This is a genomic window from Kutzneria kofuensis (assembly GCF_014203355.1).
Taxonomy (GTDB): domain Bacteria; phylum Actinomycetota; class Actinomycetes; order Mycobacteriales; family Pseudonocardiaceae; genus Kutzneria; species Kutzneria kofuensis.
In genome coordinates, this window is the sequence record NZ_JACHIR010000004.1 from 16,619 (window position 1) to 32,764 (window position 16,146).

Consider the following 16,146-nt stretch of genomic DNA (forward strand, 5'->3'; position numbering starts at 1 on the left):
GGCTTGACCACCCACCACACCGGAACTTACTGTCAACGTGCCCTCCATTGTGTTAGCGCTAACACAACGGCATCCCGCGGGCGGTTCGGCGAGAAGAAAGACGACAACGATGAAGTTGTTCTCATTACGCCGTGTCGGCGTCGTACTGGTCGTGATGGCCGCCGTCCTGCCGTTGGGCGGTGTGAGTGCCGGCGCGGCGCCCCGGCCCGCCGTTCGAACCGAGGGGTATTCACCCGCTCGGAGCGCGGCGAACTCGTTGTCCCTGCCGAACATCGATGACGTCCGCGGCAACATGACGCTGCCGACCGCCGGCCCGAACGGCTCGACCGTCACGTGGACGTCGTCCGACCGCAAGGTGATCACGCCGACCGGCGAGGTCACTCGCCCGCCCACCGGTGGCAAACCGGCCAAGGTCGTGCTGACCGCGACGGTGCGCCTCGGGCACGACAGCGCCACCCGGCGGTTCACCGCCACCGTCGTGCCGCTCCCGCCGAAGGAGCCGCTGGCGGGCTACAGCTTCTTCTACTTCACCGGCGAGGGCACCTCGAACGGCGAACAGATCTACTCCGCCGCCAGCAAGGGCAACGACCCGCTGAACTGGACCGAGCTCAACAACGGCCAGCCGGTGCTCAAGTCGAGCCTGGGCGAACTGGGCGTGCGCGACCCGTTCGTGATGCGCTCCCCCGACGGCGACAAGTTCTACCTGCTCGCCACCGACCTGAAGATCTACGGCGGCCGCGGCTGGGACGCCGAGCAGCGCACCGGCAGCCGGTCGATCATGATCTGGGAGTCCGACGATCTCACCCACTGGTCGCGGCAGCGCAGCGTGCAGGTGGCGCCGGCGACCGCCGGCAACACCTGGGCGCCGGAAGCCTTCTGGGACGCCAAGCGCGGTGACTACGTCGTCTTCTGGGCATCCAAGCTGTACGCGGACAACGACCCCGGCCACACCGGCGACAGCTACAACCGCATGATGTACGCCACCACCCGCGACTTCGTCACCTTCAGCGCGCCCAAGGTGTGGATCGACCCGGGCTACTCGGTGATCGACTCGACGGTCATCCAGAACAACGGCACCTACTACCGGTTCACCAAGGACGAGCGGAACAACACGTCGTCGTCGCCGTGCAGCAAGTACATCCTGGAGCAGAAGGCCACCGACCTGCTCGACCCGGACTACGACTTCGTCGCCGAGTGCATCGGCAAGGCCACCGCGACCAGCCCCGGCCTGTCCGCCGGAGAGGGCCCGACCGGGTTCAAGTCCAACACCGAGAACAAGTGGTACCTGTTCATCGACGAGTACGGCGGCCGCGGCTACGTCCCGTTCGAGACCACGGACCTCGACTCGGGCAAGTGGACGATGTCCACCGGCGCGCACCTGCCCGCGTCGCCGCGGCACGGCACGGTCCTCCCCGTCACCCAGGCCGAACTGAACCGGCTGACCGCTCCCCCGGCCCCGGTCGAGGCCGACCGCAACGGCCTGGTCGCGCACTGGCCGCTCGACGCGAAGTCGGGCCAGGTCGCCGCCGACACCACCGGCCACGGCTACGACGCCGCCCTCGCCGGCGACGTGAGCTGGACCGACGGCGCGCTGTCCTTCGGCGGCACGAACGGCCATGTCCAGCTGCCCAACAACCTTCTGACCGGCGCGAGCGCCGCCACGGTGTCCGCTGACGTCCTCGTCGACCCGAAGCAACAGACGCCTTACTTCCTCTACGACTTCGGCAACACCGCACCGTCCGGCGTCGGCAACGGCTACCTGTTCGCCACCGGCGGCACGGCCGACAGCGGCCTGCGAGGCGCGATCGCGACCGGCAACTGGACCACCGAACAACAGGCGGCGTCCAGCGGCGGACTTCCACGCGGGGTCTGGAAGAACGTGGCCCTGACCGTCGGCAACGGCGTGGAGGTGCTGTACCTGGACGGCGTCGAGGTGGGCCGCAACACCAACGCCACGATCAAGCCGTCGGACATCGGCGGTGGCGTCACCGCGGCGAACTACCTGGGCCGCTCGGCGTACGCGGCGGACAACTACTTCACGGGCAAGATGAAGGACGTCCGGCTCTACGACCGGGCGCTGTCCGGGGACGAGGTCGCCGCCCTGCCGTCGAACAGCACCCTGATCCGTTCCGTCGACCTGGCGTCCCTCAAGGTCCCGGCGGTGATCGACGCGAGCGCGGGCACCGTCGTGCTGCCCGTCAAGCCGGGCACCGACCTGCGCAGGCTCGCGCCGACGTTCGGGCTCGCACCGGGCTCGAGGATCACGCCGGCCAACGGCCGCACGGTCGATCTGCGCAGCCCCAAGAAGTTCACCGTCACCGGACCGGAGGGCCGCAGTCGCGTGTGGACGGTCGAGGCGCACGAGATGCGCAGCCCGGTGTTGCCGGGGTTCAACGCCGACCCGAACATCGTGGCGTTCGGCGACACGTACTACATCTACCCGACCACGGACGGCTTTCCCGGCTGGAGCGGCACCACGTTCTCGGCCTGGTCGTCCAAGGACCTCGTCAACTGGACGAACCGAGGCGTCGTGCTCGACCTCGGGCCCGACGTGAGCTGGGCCGACAAGAACGCGTGGGCGCCGACCATCGCCGAGCACAACGGCAAGTACTACTTCTACTACTGCGCCGAGGCCAAGATCGGGGTCGCGGTCGGCGACTCGCCGGTCGGGCCGTTCAAGGACTCCGGCAAGCCCCTGATCGCCTCGAACCCCGACGGTGGCCAGGCCATCGACCCCGCCGTGTTCGTCGACCCCAGCGGGCAGCCCTACCTGTACTGGGGCAACGGAAACGCCTACGTCGTGCCGCTCGACGACGACATGGTCTCCTACGACCCGGCCAAGATCACGCACCTCACCGGCCTGGCCGACTTCCGCGAGGGCCTGTTCATGGTCGAGCGCCGGGGCACCTACTACCTCAGCTGGTCGATCGACGACACCCGCAGCCAGGACTACCGCGTCGGCTACGCCACCTCGTCCAGCCCGACCGGCCCCTTCACCAACCACGGCGTGATCCTGAGCAAGGACACCAGGCTCGGCATCGTGGGCACCGGCCACAGCTCGATGCTGCAGGTGCCCGGCACCGACGACTGGTACATCGCCTACCACCGCTTCGCCATTCCCGGCGGGGACGGCATGCACCGGGAGACCACCATCGACAGGATGACCTTCAACCCGGACGGCACCATCGCCCCGGTCAAGCCCACGCTGGAAAGCGTGGAGCCGCAGCGGATCCCGCCCCGGCACTGCGGCCGGAACCGGTACGTCTGAGCGGGTGGTGCCCGGTCCGCGCCGGGCACCACCCACGGCACGCCGTTGTAGAGTACGGACCATGCTGGCCAGCCCCCACGCCGCGGTGCCGTGCCATGGCCGGCCCTGACGCGCCGACCGTCACCGACCTGCTGCTGGCCAGAGCGGCTGATGATCGCCCGGGCCTGCGGTTCGAGGACGACACCTGGTCCTGGGCCGCCCACATCCGGTGCTCGGCCGCCTACGCGGCGGCCCTCACCGCCCTGCGCCGGCCCGGAATGCCGTTCCACGTCGGCATTCTGGCCGACAACCTGCCGGAGTTCTCCTTCGCGCTCGCCGGCGCGGCACTGGCCGGCGCGGTCCTGGTCGGGCTGAACCCGACCCGGCGCGGCGCCGCCCTGGCCAGGGACGTGCGGCTGGCCGACTGCCAACTGATCCTCACCGAGTCCCGGCACGCGGGCCTGCTGGCCGGACCGGACCTCGCCGTCGGCCCCGACCGGATCATCGACCTGCACTCCGCCGCCTGGCGGGAGCTCGTGGCCGCGCACGCGGACGCGCCGCTGGCCCCGGCGCCGGCCACCCCGGGCGACCTGCTGATGCTGATCTTCACCTCCGGCACCAGCGGTGACCCCAAGGCGGTGCGCTGCACGCACGGCAAGATCGCGTTTCCCGGCCGGATGCTGGCCGACCGGTTCGGCCTGTCCACATCGGACACCGTCTACCTGTCGATGCCGATGTTCCACTCCAACGCCATCATGGCCGGCTGGTCGGTCGGACTCGCGGCCGGCGCCACCCTCGCGTTGCGCCGCCGGTTCTCCGCATCCGGCTTCCTCGCCGACGTGCGCGCCTACGGCGCCACCTACGCCAACTACGTCGGCCGCCCGCTGTCCTACGTCCTCGCCACCCCGGAACGCGAGGACGACGCGGACAACCCCCTGCGCATCGTGTACGGCAACGAGGGCGCCGAGGCGGACATCGCCCGGTTCGCCGAGCGGTTCGGCTGCCGGGTGATCGACGGATTCGGCTCGACCGAGGGCGGCGTGGCAATCGTCAGGAGCCCGGACACCCCACCCGGCGCGCTCGGCCGGCTCACCGACGGCACCGTGGTACTCGATCCGAACACCGGAAAACCCTGCCCGCCGGCCGAGATCGGCCCGGACGGCCGGCTGCGCAACGCCGAGCAGGCCGTCGGCGAGTTGGTGAACACCGCCGGGGCGGGCTGGTTCGCCGGGTACTACGGCGATCCCGAGGCGGACGCGTCCCGGCTGCGCAACGGCTGGTATCACAGCGGGGACCTCGGCTATGTCGACGAGGACGGCTACTGCCACTTCGTCGGTCGCACCGGTGACTGGATGCGGGTCGACGGCGAGAACCTCGGCACCGCGCCGATCGAGCGGATCATTGCCCGGCATCCGGATATCGCCGAGGTCGCCGTCTACGGGGTGCCCGATCCGACCGTCGGCGACCAGGTGATGGCGGCGGTGGTGCTTCGGCCCGGGGCAGTGCTCGATCCGAGCGGCTTCGCCGCGTTCCTCGCCGCGCAGCCCGATCTCGGCCCCAAGCAACTGCCCCGCTACGTGCGGATCACCACCGCCCTGCCGCGCACCGCGACGTACAAGGTCGTGAAGCGCACGCTCACCGCGCAGGGCGTCGACTGTGCCGATCCGGTCTGGCACCGGCCGGGCTCCGACGCGGTGTTCCACCCGTTGACGTAGGCGTCACTCCCCTTGGGGCCGGGCCGTCTCCGGATCAGTGGCGGCCAGCGCGGCCTTCGCGCGGTCACGGCACGCGTTCAGGTCGACCCCGGCCAGGGCCGCGCCCACCGGCGGGAGCGCCACGGGGTTCATCGACAGGCTGGTCAGCCCGAGCCCGGCCAACACCGGGGCGAGCGCGGGATCCGCCGCGGCCTCCCCGCAGACCCCGGCGGGCTTGCCGGCCTTCGCCGCTGCCTCGGCGACCATCGCGACCAGCCGGAGCAACGCCGGCTGCCACGGGTCGTTCAGCGCGGCCACGGCGCCGAGTTGCCGATCCGCGGCGAACACGTACTGGGCGAGGTCGTTGGTGCCGATCGAGACGAAGTCGACCGCCGCGAGGATCTCGGTGGCGGCCAGTGCCGCCGCCGGAACCTCGATCATCACCCCGATCCGGGCGATGCCCGCGTGCCGGGCCCGCTCGGCGAACCAGCGGGCTTCGGCGGCGGTGGCGACCATCGGGGCCATCACGGACACCTCCGCGCCGGTGTCCGCCGCCGCGGCGGCCACGGCGGCCAGCTGGCGGTCGATCAGGTCGGGACGCTGGAACGCCACTCGCAGGCCGCGGACGCCGAGGGCCGGGTTGGGCTCGTCCGTCGCGGGCAGGAACGCCAACGGCTTGTCCGATCCGGCATCCAGCGTCCGGACGACGACGGGCTTTCCGGCGAACGGCGCGAGCACCGCGGCGTAGGCCGCGCGCTGGGCGGCGACCGTCGGTTCGTCGGTGGCGGCGAGGTAGCAGAACTCCGTGCGGAACAAGCCGATTCCCTCGGCTCCCGCCGCCGCGGCCGCGTGGGCGTCGGCCGCGGATCCGACGTTGGCCAGCAGCTTGATCGGGTGGCCGTCGGCCAGCCTGCCGACGCCGTCCCACTGCTGCCGTGACCCGCGCCCGGCGGCCCGCACGGTTCCGTCGGAGATGTCGACCGTGCCGGCGTTTCCGTCGACCGCCAGGCCCGGGGCGTCGAGACCGAGCACGCCGGCGCACGCGACGACGGCCGGGATGCCCAGTGCCCGAGCCAGGATCGCGGTGTGGCTGGTCGGCCCGCCCTCCTCGGTCACCAGGGCGAGGACCAGGGTCGGGTCCAGCCCGGCGGTGTCGGCCGGGGCGAGGTCCCGCGCGACGAGCACGCTGGGCGCGGTCAGCTCGGGCACGCCGGGCGGGGTCACGCCGAGCAGCTCGGCGATGATCCGATCGCGGACGTCCGCGACGTCGCGCACCCGCTCGGCCAGGTAGCCGCCGGCGCCGCGCAGCGCGGCGATGAACTGTCCGGCCGCCTCCCACACCGCCCGGGGAGCGGGCAGGCCGCGTTCGGTCACGAGCCGCTCGGCGGCCTGGACCAGGGCCGGGTCCTCGGCCATCGCCGCGGTGGTCGCCAGCACCGACCGGGCGTCACCGGACACGGAACGGGCACGATCGGACAACCGGGCGGCCACCTTCGCCGCCGCCGGCCCGATCCTGCCCGCTTCGGCCGCGAGGTCGCCGGGCGCCGGCCCGGAGGCGGGTTCCGGCAGGTCAGCGGCCACGACCGCGACCGGCCCCCGGGCTCGACCGGGGCTGACTCCGACTCCACGCAGACCTGTCACGACGACCTCCGACCGGAGTGATCCAGCAACTGGGGATTGACAGTAAGGTAACAACGGGCAGAATCAAATGACAACAGGCAGACACCGGAGAGGAACGGGCATGTACGCGGCCGAACGGCATCAACTGCTGGCGCAGCGGGCACGGCGGGACGGCCGGGTCGACGTGGCCGACCTGGCCGCCGAACTGGGCGTCGCGCCCGAGACGATCCGCCGCGACCTGGGCACGCTCGAACGCCAGGGCCTGGTGCGGCGCGTCTACGGCGGCGCGGTCGCGATCGACCGGCTGGACTTCGAACCCGAGGTGGCCCAGCGCGACCAGACCAACGCCGCCGAGAAGGACGCGATCGCCCGCGCCGCCGTGGACCTGCTGCCCGACCGCGGTTCGGTGCTGCTCGACGCCGGCACGACCACCAGCCGGCTGGCCACGCTCCTGCCCACCGACCGCGAGCTGACCGTGATCACCAACTCGATCCCGATCGCCTCGATCCTGGCCACCCGTCCCGGCGTCACCCTGCACATGCTGGGCGGACGCGTCCGCGGCACCACGCTCGCCGCCGTCGAGTCCTGGACCCTGCACGCGCTCGGCGGTCTGCTCGTCGACGTCGCTTTCCTCGGCACCAACGGTTTTTCGGTCGAGCACGGCTGCACGACCCCCGACATCGCCGAGGCGGCGGTCAAGGCGGCCGCGGTCACCGCCGCCCGCCAGCGCGTCGTGCTCGCCGACCACAGCAAGTACGGCGCCGACCAGCTCAGCCGCTTCGCCACGCTCGCCGAGATCGACGTGCTGGTCACCGACCGCGGCCTGGACGCGGGCGCCGTCTCCGAACTGGAGGACGGCGGCCCGCGGGTGGTGCTCGCATGATCGTCACGCTGACTCCGAACCCCAGCCTCGACCGCACGGCGACGGTGCCCGAGCTGCGTCGCGGCGAGGTCCTGCGCGCCTCCCGTGTGCGGCTCGATCCCGGCGGCAAGGGCGTGAACGTCGCCCGCGCGCTCACCGCGGCCGGCACCCCGACCGTCGCACTGCTGCCCGCGGGCGGCACGGTCGGCGAGCGGCTGGCCGCTCTCCTCGCGCCCGAGGGCGTCGCCGTCGTCGCGGTGCCGATCGCCGGCACGACCCGCAGCAACATCACCGTCGTCGAGGCCGACGGGACCACAACGAAGATCAACGAGCCGGGCCCGGAGATCTCCCCCGCCGAACTCGCCGCGCTGGAACGCCGCGCCGTCGAACTGGCCGGCCGGGACAGCTGGCTGGTCTGCTGCGGCAGCCTGCCCGCCGGCGTGCCGGACGACTTCTACGCCCGCCTGACCCGGCTGGCCCACGACGCCGGGGCCAAGGTCGCCGTCGACTCCTCGGGCGCGCCGCTGGCCGCCGCCTGCGCCGGCGGGCCGGACCTGCTCAAGCCCAACCTCGACGAGCTGACCGAACTCGCCGGCCGGCCGCTGCCGCTGCTCGGCGACGTCGTCGACTTCTGCCGCGAACTCGTCGCCGGCGGCGTCGGCAGCGTGCTGGTCAGCCTCGGCGCCCGCGGCGCGGTGCTGGTCGACGCGGCCGAAACCCACCACGCCGCCGGGCCGTTGGTCGCCGTGCGCAGCACCGTCGGCGCCGGAGACGCCGCTCTCGCCGGATTCCTGCACGCGGGCGGATCCGGCCCGCAGGCCCTGCGCACCGCGGTCGCCTACGGCACCGCCGCGGTCGCCCAGGAGGGCAGCCGCATGCCCACCCCACAGGACGTGCACGCGGACGCGGTCCGCCTGTTCGCCGCCGACCCCACCGTCAACCTCAGCGGAGCCGCCGCATGACCATCACCGACCTGATCAGCGCCGACCTGGTCGACCTCGCGCTCGACGCCCCGGACCGACACGCCGCCGTCCGCTCGCTCGCCGAGCGCCTCGTCCGCGCCGGCCGGGTGACCGACCTGGAGTTGTTCCTCACCGACATCGAGGCGCGCGAGGCGCAGATGGCGACCGGACTCGAAGGGGGCATCGGCATCCCGCACTGCCGCTCGGCCGCGGTCACCGCGCCGACCCTCGCCTTCGGCCGCAGCCCGGCCGGCGTCGACTTCGGCGCGCCGGACGGCCCGGCAAAGCTGATCTTCCTCATCGCCGCGCCCGAGGGCGGCGGCGCCGAGCACCTCACCGTCCTCGCCGCGCTCGCCCGCCGCCTGGTGCGCGCGGAGTTCAAGCAGACCCTGCTCGACGCCACCGACCCGGCGGCGGTCGCCGGCTATGTCAGCCAGGAGGTGTCCTGACATGAAGTTCGTCGCCATCACCGCGTGCCCCACCGGCATCGCCCACACCTACATGGCCGCCGAGTCCCTGGAGCAGACCGCGAAGGCCAACGGGGACACCATCGTCGTCGAGACCCAGGGCTCGGCCGGGTCGACCCCGCTGTCGGCGGAGGACATCGCGACCGCCGACGCGGTCATCTTCGCCGCCGACCTCGCCGTGCAGGGCCGGGACCGGTTCGCCGGCAAGCCGATCGTCGAGGCGCCGGTCAAGCAGGCCATCAACGACGCGGCCGGGCTGTTCGAGCGGGCCAGGGCCGCGGCCGCGGCGGGCTCGCCGTCGCCCGCCGCGCCGGCCGCCGGCCCCGAACTGACCACGAAGGTCGGCGCCAACGACCGGCTCGGCACCCGGATCCGGCAGTGGCTGATGACCGGCGTCAGCTACCTCATCCCGTTCGTCGCCGCGGGCGGGCTGCTGATCGCGCTGAGCTTCGCGCTCGGCGGCTACCAGATCGCGAGCGCGCCGAAGGTCACCGAGCACTTCGACGCCGGTTCGGTGGCCGGCTGGGCCGCGCTGATGTTCCAGATCGGCAGCGCCGCGTTCAGCTTCCTGGTGCCGGTGCTGGCCGGCTTCATCGCCTTCGCGATGGCCGACCGGCCGGCCATCGCGCCCGGGTTCGTCGGCGGGGCGATCGCGGTGACCGTCGGCGCCGGGTTCCTCGGCGGCCTCGTCGCCGGCCTGCTCGCCGGTGGCGTGGTGATGGCGCTCAAGCGCGTCCAGGTGCCCAAGGCCATGCGCGGCATCATGCCGGTGGTGGTCTACCCGCTGCTCGGCTCGATCGTCGTGGGCGTGCTGATGTACGTGGTCGTCGGCAAGCCGATGGCGGCCGCGACCGACGGGCTCACGCACTGGCTGAACAGCCTCAGCGGGGTGAGCGCGGTCCTGCTCGGCGCGCTGCTCGGCCTGATGATGGCCTTCGACATGGGCGGCCCGGTCAACAAGGCGGCCTACACGTTCGCCGTCGGCGGCCTGACCACCGGCACCGGGGCGTCGCTGCAGATCATGGCCGCGGTGATGGGCGCCGGCATGGTGCCGCCGCTGGCGCTGGCGCTCGCGTCGACCGTGCGCAGGAAGCTGTTCACCGAGGCCGAACGCGAGAACGGCCGGGCGGCATGGCTCCTCGGCGCGTCGTTCATCACCGAGGGCGCGATCCCGTTCGCCGCGGCCGACCCGTTCCGCGTCATCCCGTCGATGATGCTCGGCTCGGCCGTCACCGGCTCGCTGTCGATGGCCTTCGGCGCCACGCTGCGGGCACCGCACGGTGGGATCTTCGTGCTGCCCCTGATCGGCCGCCCGCTGCTGTTCACGCTCGCGCTGCTGGTCGGGACCGCGGTCTCCGCCGCGGCCGTCATCCTGCTCAAGCAGCTGCGGCTGCGGACCTCCGACACCGCCGCCGCCGTCACCGCCAGTCCGGTCAACGCCTGAGGAGTCCTCGTGTACCGACGCCGAACCGCCGTCGCCGCCCGGATCGGGCTGCACGCCCGCCCGGCCGGGCTGCTCGCCCAGGAAGCCGCGAAGTCCCCGGCCCGCGTCCGGATCGCCAAAGTCGTCGACGGCACCGCGGGCGAGCCGGTCGACGCGGCCAGCGTGCTCAGCCTCATGACGCTGGCCGCCGGCCACGGCGACGAGGTCGAACTCAGCGCGGACGGTGATCACGCCCGCGAAGCCGTCGACGCGCTCGTCGCGCTGCTCGAGCAGGATCTCGACGCCTGACCGGCAGCCTTCCGACGTTGACCGCGTCGGTCCTGCCGATGCCGGCGCGGTCGTGACGGGCGCGGGCGATCACGTCATCGGGACAGTGTCCAGGTCTGGTTGCTGCCGCCGTTGGTGGTCCACTGGACGACGGGAGCTCCGGCACTGGCGGAGCCGCCGGAGACGTCAGCGACCCAACCGCTGCCGAGGTTGACGAAGAGGTAGCTGGCATCGGCCGACGAGGCGTAGTCGCCAACGGCGTCGAGGGCCCATTGCTGGCCGGCGCCACCGTCGCAGGTCCGCTGGTCGAGCTGGGTGCCCTGGGCGGTGGAGCCGGCCGGGTCGTCGAGACACTTGCCACTGCCGGCGTTGACGACGGTGTACACGTTGCCGGCGCGCTGGGTCAGAGTCCAACGCTGGTTGCCGGCCTGGTGGTCGGTCCACTGGATGATCTTCCCGCCATCGGCGGTCGACGCGTCGCTGACGTCCATGACCAAGCCGCTGTTGGCGTTGGTGAGCGTGCGCGTGCCGGCAGGCGGGTTCGACGAGCCCGCCGACCACGTTCCCGCGGCCGGGTCGAGACTCCAGGAGTTCTGCCACCCGACGGTCACCGTGGTGCCGGCGATCGTCATCGGCAGCCAGACCGCCGGGGACGCGCCGAGATTACCCGTGGTCCACCGATCCCCCGCGTAGACGTAGGTCGTGCCGGCGCTGCCTTGCACGGGGATGATGTTGGCGGTCTGGCTGTTGTACGTGTTGGTGCCGGCCGGGGCGAAGGGCCGGAACGGCGCCCACGGGCCGCCCAGTGAGGTCGCGGTCGAGTACACGTTGTCGTTGGCGCCCCAACCGGTCAGGCGCGAGCCGAGCAGGTAGTACCGGCCGTTGTCCTTCACCATGGCCGGTGCTTCGTAGTCCGGCAGGACGGCGACAGCGGAGTCGACCGAGAGGTAGTCGGCGGACAGCCGATCGATGCGCAGTCCGTTGGCGCGGTCCTCGCTGAGGAGGTAGCCGGTGCCGTCGCTGTCCTGGAACAGCCCGAGATCCCGGCTCAGCTGTCCCAACGGCCGAAAACTGCCGCGGTAGGTGTAGGGGCCGCACGGCGTGCCGCTGGTGGCCACGCCGACCTTGGCATCGCCGTAGGACGGGCTGTCGATGTGCAGGTACATCACGTACGTCCGGGTGGAGGCGTTGTAGAGCACCTTCGGCCGCTCCACGACGCGGTTCGGACCGAGGTCACCGCTCGCCTGCCGGACCAGGGCGCGTCCCCGCGGCGTCCAGTTCGCCAGGTCCGTGCTGGCGTAGCAGGGAATGTCCTGGAACGACGTGTCGGCGGAGCTTTCGCCGGTCTTGTCCTCGCCGAAGCCGTACCAGGTGGCGCCGACCTTCACGATGCCCAGGCCGTGCAACTGGAGTGCGGCGCCGCTGGTGTCCTGCCACGCCTTCCCCGGGGTGAATCCGACGGTCGCGGCCCGCGCCGGCACCGCGATCAGCACGGCGCCCAGCACCGCCGCCAGCACGGCGACCGCGCCGGCCCGGACACGCATCCCGATCCACTGAGACATGACGTTCCTTATCTTCTGAGTCGGGTCGGTTCTGGTCAGTCGTAAGATCAGGAAGGCCCGGGGACCTCGGGTGTGGCTGTCATGACGGAGCCGTTGGTGTGGCTGGGAAGGATTGGCCGCCCGGGGTCCTGCGACGACTCGGCCGCTGATTGGGATGAGCGAAACAATCGCTGCATAAGGACGTGACGGCGAGGTCGTCTGCTGGGTGTCTGGCACGAACGACGACGGGAGGTGGCCGTGCCGCAACTGTGGGCCGGTGTGGACGCGGGCAAAGCCCACCACCACTGCGTGGTGATCAACGCCGAGGGCGACAAGATCCTGTCCCGGCGAGTGCCCAACAACGAGGCCGAACTGCTGGAGCTGATCGCCGATGTCCGAGCGCTGTCGCCCGACGTGCTGTGGGCGATCGATCTCAACGCCGGCGGCGGCGCGCTGCTGATCGCCCTGTTGGTCAACCACGACCAGGCCCTGCTCTACATCCCCGGCCGCACCGTCCACCACGCCTCGGCCGGCTACCGAGGATCGGGCAAAAGTGACGCCAAGGACGCGTTCATCATCGCCGACCAGGCCCGCATGCGCCGCGACCTGCACCCGATGACCGCCGGCGACGAGATCGCCGTGGACCTGCGGATCCTGACCGCCCGCCGCTACGACCTGACCGCCGACCGCACGAGGGCGATCAACCGGCTGCGCGCCCAGATCCTGGAGTACTTCCCCGCCCTGGAACGAGCCTTTGACTACAGCTCCTTCAAAGCCGCGCTGGTGCTGTTGACCGGCTTTCAGACTCCCGCCGCGCTGCGGGAGTGCGGCCAGGCCGAGCTGGCCACCTGGCTGCGGGCCCGCAAGGTCCGCAACGGCGCCGCAATCGCCGCGACCGCGATCGCCGCAGCCCGGGCCCAGCTCACCGCCGTTCCCGGACAGTCCACTGCCGCGGCCATGACGGCGCGGCTGGCCAAGGGGGTGATGGCCCTGGATGAGGAGATCGCGGAGACCGACGCCCTGATCGAGGGCCGGTTTCGCCAGCACCGGCACGCCGCCGTGATCCTGAGCATGCCCGGCATCGGGCCGTTGCTCGGGGCCGAGATCATCGCTCTGACCGGCGGGGATCCGGCCGCGTTCGGCAGCGTTGACCGGCTGGCCGGTGTCGCCGGCCTGGCGCCGGTCCCGCGTGACTCCGGCCGGGTTCAGGGCAACCTGCGCCGTCCGCGCCGCTACAACCGGCGGCTGCTGCGGGCGTTCTACCTGTCCGCGCAGTACGCCATCGTCCGGTGTCCGGAGTCGAAGGCCTTCTACGAACGCAAACGGCACGAGGGCAAGGTCCACAAGCAGGCCGTACTGGCCCTGGCGCGTCGACGCCTCAACGTCGTGTGGGCGCTCGTCCGCGACGAACGAACGTTCCAGCCCCACGTGCCACGACCAGGCAGCGCAGCAGCCTGACAGGCTCACCGCCTATCACCGCTACCGCTTGACAACGTCATTGGGAATCCTTCCACGACTGTGCGCAGCACCGACAGCGGTACCCATCCGTCGCGGCGGGTGTCAAGGCGCCGCGGCGCCGTCCCGGATCGTCCGAGGTGGCAGGCTCCACCGGCGCGTCGTCCGTGTGAAACCTTCACGGAGCCGCCACCAGATCCGCGCGCAGATCCCAGACCGAGGCCGGCACGCCGGCCCACAGCGTGGTGTCCGAAGCGGACGATCATCAGCGATACATCATATGTCTGTTAGCGTGTGACGACGCCGCCGGGGACAGGAGCAGCGATGACCGACACCGTCCGCCTGGCCTACGGCGACACGGGCCTCGACCTCGCCGTCGATCCGGCGATCACGACCGTGGTCGTCCCCGCCCATCACCCGCCGGTCGAGTCCCCGCGCGCGTGCCTGCTCGCGGCCCTACGCGATCCGGTGGCGGGACCGCCACTGAGAGCGCGGGTGCGTCCGGGCCAGACCGTGGCGATCTCCGCATGCGACGGCACGCGCCCGCAGCCGCGCGAGCACATGATTCCGGCCATCCTCGAGGAGCTGGACGGCATCGTCCGGCTTGATGACGTCGTCGTCCTCGTCGCCACCGGCACCCATCGCGGCAACACGGACGCGGAGCTCCGCGCGATGTTCGGTGACGACGTCGTCGACTCGGTCCGCATCGTCAACCACGACGCCCGGGAGCGGGACAGCCTGGCCTGGGTCGGCCGCCTCGGCGACGACGTCCCGGTGTGGCTCAACCGGACCTGGCTCGACGCCGACGTGCGCATCACCACCGGTTTCGTGGAACCGCACTTCTTCGCCGGCTTCTCCGGCGGCCCCAAGCTCGTCGCCCCGGGGCTGGCCGCGCTGGAGACGGTCCTGACCCTGCACGACGCACGCCGGATCGGCCACCCCCGTGCGACCTGGGGCGTGCTCGACGGCAATCCGGTGCACGACGACATCCGGTCGATCGCCGCGGCCACCGGCGTGACGTTCGCCCTGGATGTGATCCTCAACCGGGACAAGGAAATCGTCGCCGCCTTCGGCGGCGACCTCGACCCGATGCACCGGGCCGCAGTCCGCACCGCGCGGGCCGTCGCGATGCGCCCGGTGCCCGACCGCTTCGACGTGGTGGTCACCACCAACTCCGGCTATCCGCTCGACCAGAACCTCTACCAGGCGGTCAAGGGCATGTCCGCGGCCCACAAGGTCGCCAAGCCCGGCGCCACCATCGTCTGCGCCGCCGAGTGCCGCGACGGCTTCCCCGACCACGGGTCGTACCGGGACGTGCTGGCGTCGGCCGGCTCACCGCGACAGCTGCTCGCGGACATATCGGCCCGTGACACGACGGTGCCGGACCAGTGGCAGGTGCAGATCCAGGCCAAGATCCAGTCCGACTGCCGCGTGGTGATGCACACGTCCTACCTCAGCGACGCTGATCTCGCCGCCGCCCACCTGACCCAGACCGACGACATCGCCGGCACGGTCGCCGAGGTGGTCCGCGGCGTCGGCCCACGGGCGCGTGTGTGCGTGCTCCCGGAGGGCCCACTGACCATCCCCTACGTCGACGGTGAGCACTGATGACACGGGGCTCCACCGACGCCGCGAGCGCCGACCTGGGATTCGCGCGGATCGACCTTGACCGCGAGGGCCGCCAGGGACTGCCCGAGGTCGTGTACGGACCGGGCAAGGAACCCGCCGACATCGCCGCGGTCACCCGGAGGTCGTGCAGGGCGGTGACACAGCACATGTCCGACAGCGGCGCGCGAACACGAGGAGGGAAGCCGTGACGGGGTCACTGACGGACCAGGCGATCGACCGCATCCGAGAGTTCGTCCGGTCCGGCCGCTTCCCGGCCGGATCCAAGCTCCCGCCGGAGAACGCGCTCGCGACCGAGCTGGGCATCTCCCGCAGCCCGACCCGGGAGGCGGTGAAGGCGCTCACGCTGGCCCGGGTGTTGGAGATCCGCCGGGGCGACGGCACCTACGTGACCAGTCTCGCGCCGAGCCTGCTGCTCGAGGGTCTTGAGAGCGCTGTGTCCCTGATGAGCGGCAACACGATCACGGAGCTCACCGAGGTGCGTCGCCTGCTGGAGCCGTCGGCCACCGCGCTGGCCGCGTCCCGCATCACCGACGAACAGCTCGCCGTGGTGCGCGGACACCTGGACGCGATGCACGAGGCGGTCGACGACATCGAGCAGCTGACCGTCCTGGACGCGGCCTTTCATCGCGCGGTCGTGGACGCGACCGGCAACGAGACGCTCGCGACGCTGCTGGACGGGATCTCCTCACGCACCCTCCGTGCCCGGATCTGGCGCGGCACGGCCGAACGCGGTGTCACAGCGGTGACCGTGGCGCAGCACACCGCCATCTACGAGGCGCTCGCCAACCGAGATCCCCTGGTGGCCAGCGCCGCGGCGCTGATGCATGTGGACACGTCCGAGCGATGGCTGCGCGACCACATCGGCGACGAGGACGTCCCGACCGATGTCGTGACCGGCGAAAGACCGTGACCGTCAACCGATCCGGAGCCGACCCCGCCGTCCACATCGCCGATGTCC

13 protein-coding genes are annotated in these 16,146 nt (G+C 71.8%); 11 read left to right on the plus strand and 2 right to left on the minus strand.

Annotated elements, in window-relative coordinates; all coding sequences use genetic code 11:
* The first annotated feature begins 109 nt into the window (after positions 1 to 109).
* Complete coding sequence (locus tag BJ998_RS44970) at positions 110 to 3,268, plus strand: family 43 glycosylhydrolase (protein WP_184870334.1); 3,159 nt, start codon at positions 110 to 112, stop codon at positions 3,266 to 3,268.
* A gap of 95 nt (positions 3,269 to 3,363) precedes the next feature.
* Complete coding sequence (locus BJ998_RS44975) at positions 3,364 to 4,962, plus strand: long-chain-fatty-acid--CoA ligase (protein WP_184870335.1); 1,599 nt, start codon at positions 3,364 to 3,366, stop codon at positions 4,960 to 4,962.
* A gap of 3 nt (positions 4,963 to 4,965) precedes the next feature.
* Here the strand turns inward: BJ998_RS44975 and BJ998_RS44980 are convergent, their stop codons facing one another.
* Entirely contained in the window at positions 4,966 to 6,582 is a 1,617-nt protein-coding gene (locus tag BJ998_RS44980) for a phosphoenolpyruvate--protein phosphotransferase (protein WP_184870336.1), read from the minus strand.
* Between the two features lie 100 nt (positions 6,583 to 6,682).
* On the opposite strand from BJ998_RS44980, the gene BJ998_RS44985 reads away from it, so the two are divergent.
* The 5 genes from BJ998_RS44985 to BJ998_RS45005 are packed head-to-tail and all read left to right on the plus strand — an operon-like array spanning position 6,683 to position 10,584.
* Positions 6,683 to 7,444, plus strand: a complete 762-nt coding sequence (locus tag BJ998_RS44985; protein WP_184870337.1) for a DeoR/GlpR family DNA-binding transcription regulator — start codon at positions 6,683 to 6,685, stop codon at positions 7,442 to 7,444.
* Positions 7,441 to 8,385, plus strand: coding sequence for a 1-phosphofructokinase (gene pfkB / locus BJ998_RS44990; protein ID WP_184870338.1), 945 nt, complete (start codon positions 7,441 to 7,443; stop codon positions 8,383 to 8,385). The genes BJ998_RS44985 and pfkB overlap by 4 nt, the downstream gene beginning before the upstream one ends.
* Complete coding sequence (locus tag BJ998_RS44995) at positions 8,382 to 8,834, plus strand: PTS sugar transporter subunit IIA (protein ID WP_184870339.1); 453 nt, start codon at positions 8,382 to 8,384, stop codon at positions 8,832 to 8,834. Before pfkB ends, BJ998_RS44995 begins: the two co-directional genes overlap by 4 nt.
* Position 8,835: 1 nt before the next feature.
* On the plus strand, positions 8,836 to 10,296 hold the full coding sequence (locus BJ998_RS45000) for a PTS fructose transporter subunit IIC (protein WP_184870340.1): 1,461 nt from the start codon (positions 8,836 to 8,838) through the stop codon (positions 10,294 to 10,296).
* A 9-nt stretch (positions 10,297 to 10,305) separates the two neighbouring features.
* On the plus strand, positions 10,306 to 10,584 hold the full coding sequence (locus BJ998_RS45005) for an HPr family phosphocarrier protein (RefSeq protein WP_184870341.1): 279 nt from the start codon (positions 10,306 to 10,308) through the stop codon (positions 10,582 to 10,584).
* Positions 10,585 to 10,658: 74 nt separating this feature from the next.
* Here BJ998_RS45005 and BJ998_RS45010 read toward each other — a convergent pair whose 3' ends face one another.
* Positions 10,659 to 12,125 carry an RICIN domain-containing protein gene (locus BJ998_RS45010; RefSeq protein ID WP_184870342.1) on the minus strand — a complete coding sequence of 489 codons (1,467 nt, stop codon included), beginning with the start codon at positions 12,123 to 12,125 and terminating at the stop codon, positions 10,659 to 10,661.
* A gap of 237 nt (positions 12,126 to 12,362) precedes the next feature.
* On the opposite strand from BJ998_RS45010, the gene BJ998_RS45015 reads away from it, so the two are divergent.
* The 4 genes from BJ998_RS45015 to BJ998_RS45030 all read left to right on the plus strand — a co-directional run bounded on the left by BJ998_RS45015 (position 12,363) and on the right by BJ998_RS45030 (position 16,098).
* The gene (locus tag BJ998_RS45015; RefSeq protein ID WP_376776079.1) at positions 12,363 to 13,562 is read left to right on the plus strand and encodes an IS110 family RNA-guided transposase; all 1,200 of its coding nucleotides are present in this window, start codon (positions 12,363 to 12,365) and stop codon (positions 13,560 to 13,562) included.
* A 321-nt stretch (positions 13,563 to 13,883) separates the two neighbouring features.
* A complete protein-coding gene (gene larA, locus BJ998_RS45020) occupies positions 13,884 to 15,167 on the plus strand; it encodes a nickel-dependent lactate racemase (protein WP_184870344.1) in 1,284 nt (427 codons plus the stop codon).
* On the plus strand, positions 15,167 to 15,376 hold the full coding sequence (locus BJ998_RS45025) for a hypothetical protein (RefSeq protein ID WP_246490213.1): 210 nt from the start codon (positions 15,167 to 15,169) through the stop codon (positions 15,374 to 15,376). Before larA ends, BJ998_RS45025 begins: the two co-directional genes overlap by 1 nt.
* Positions 15,373 to 16,098 (plus strand): FadR/GntR family transcriptional regulator, encoded by a 726-nt coding sequence (locus BJ998_RS45030; RefSeq protein WP_184870345.1) that lies wholly within the window; start codon positions 15,373 to 15,375, stop codon positions 16,096 to 16,098. The genes BJ998_RS45025 and BJ998_RS45030 overlap by 4 nt, the downstream gene beginning before the upstream one ends.
* The last annotated feature ends 48 nt before the right edge of the window (positions 16,099 to 16,146 follow it).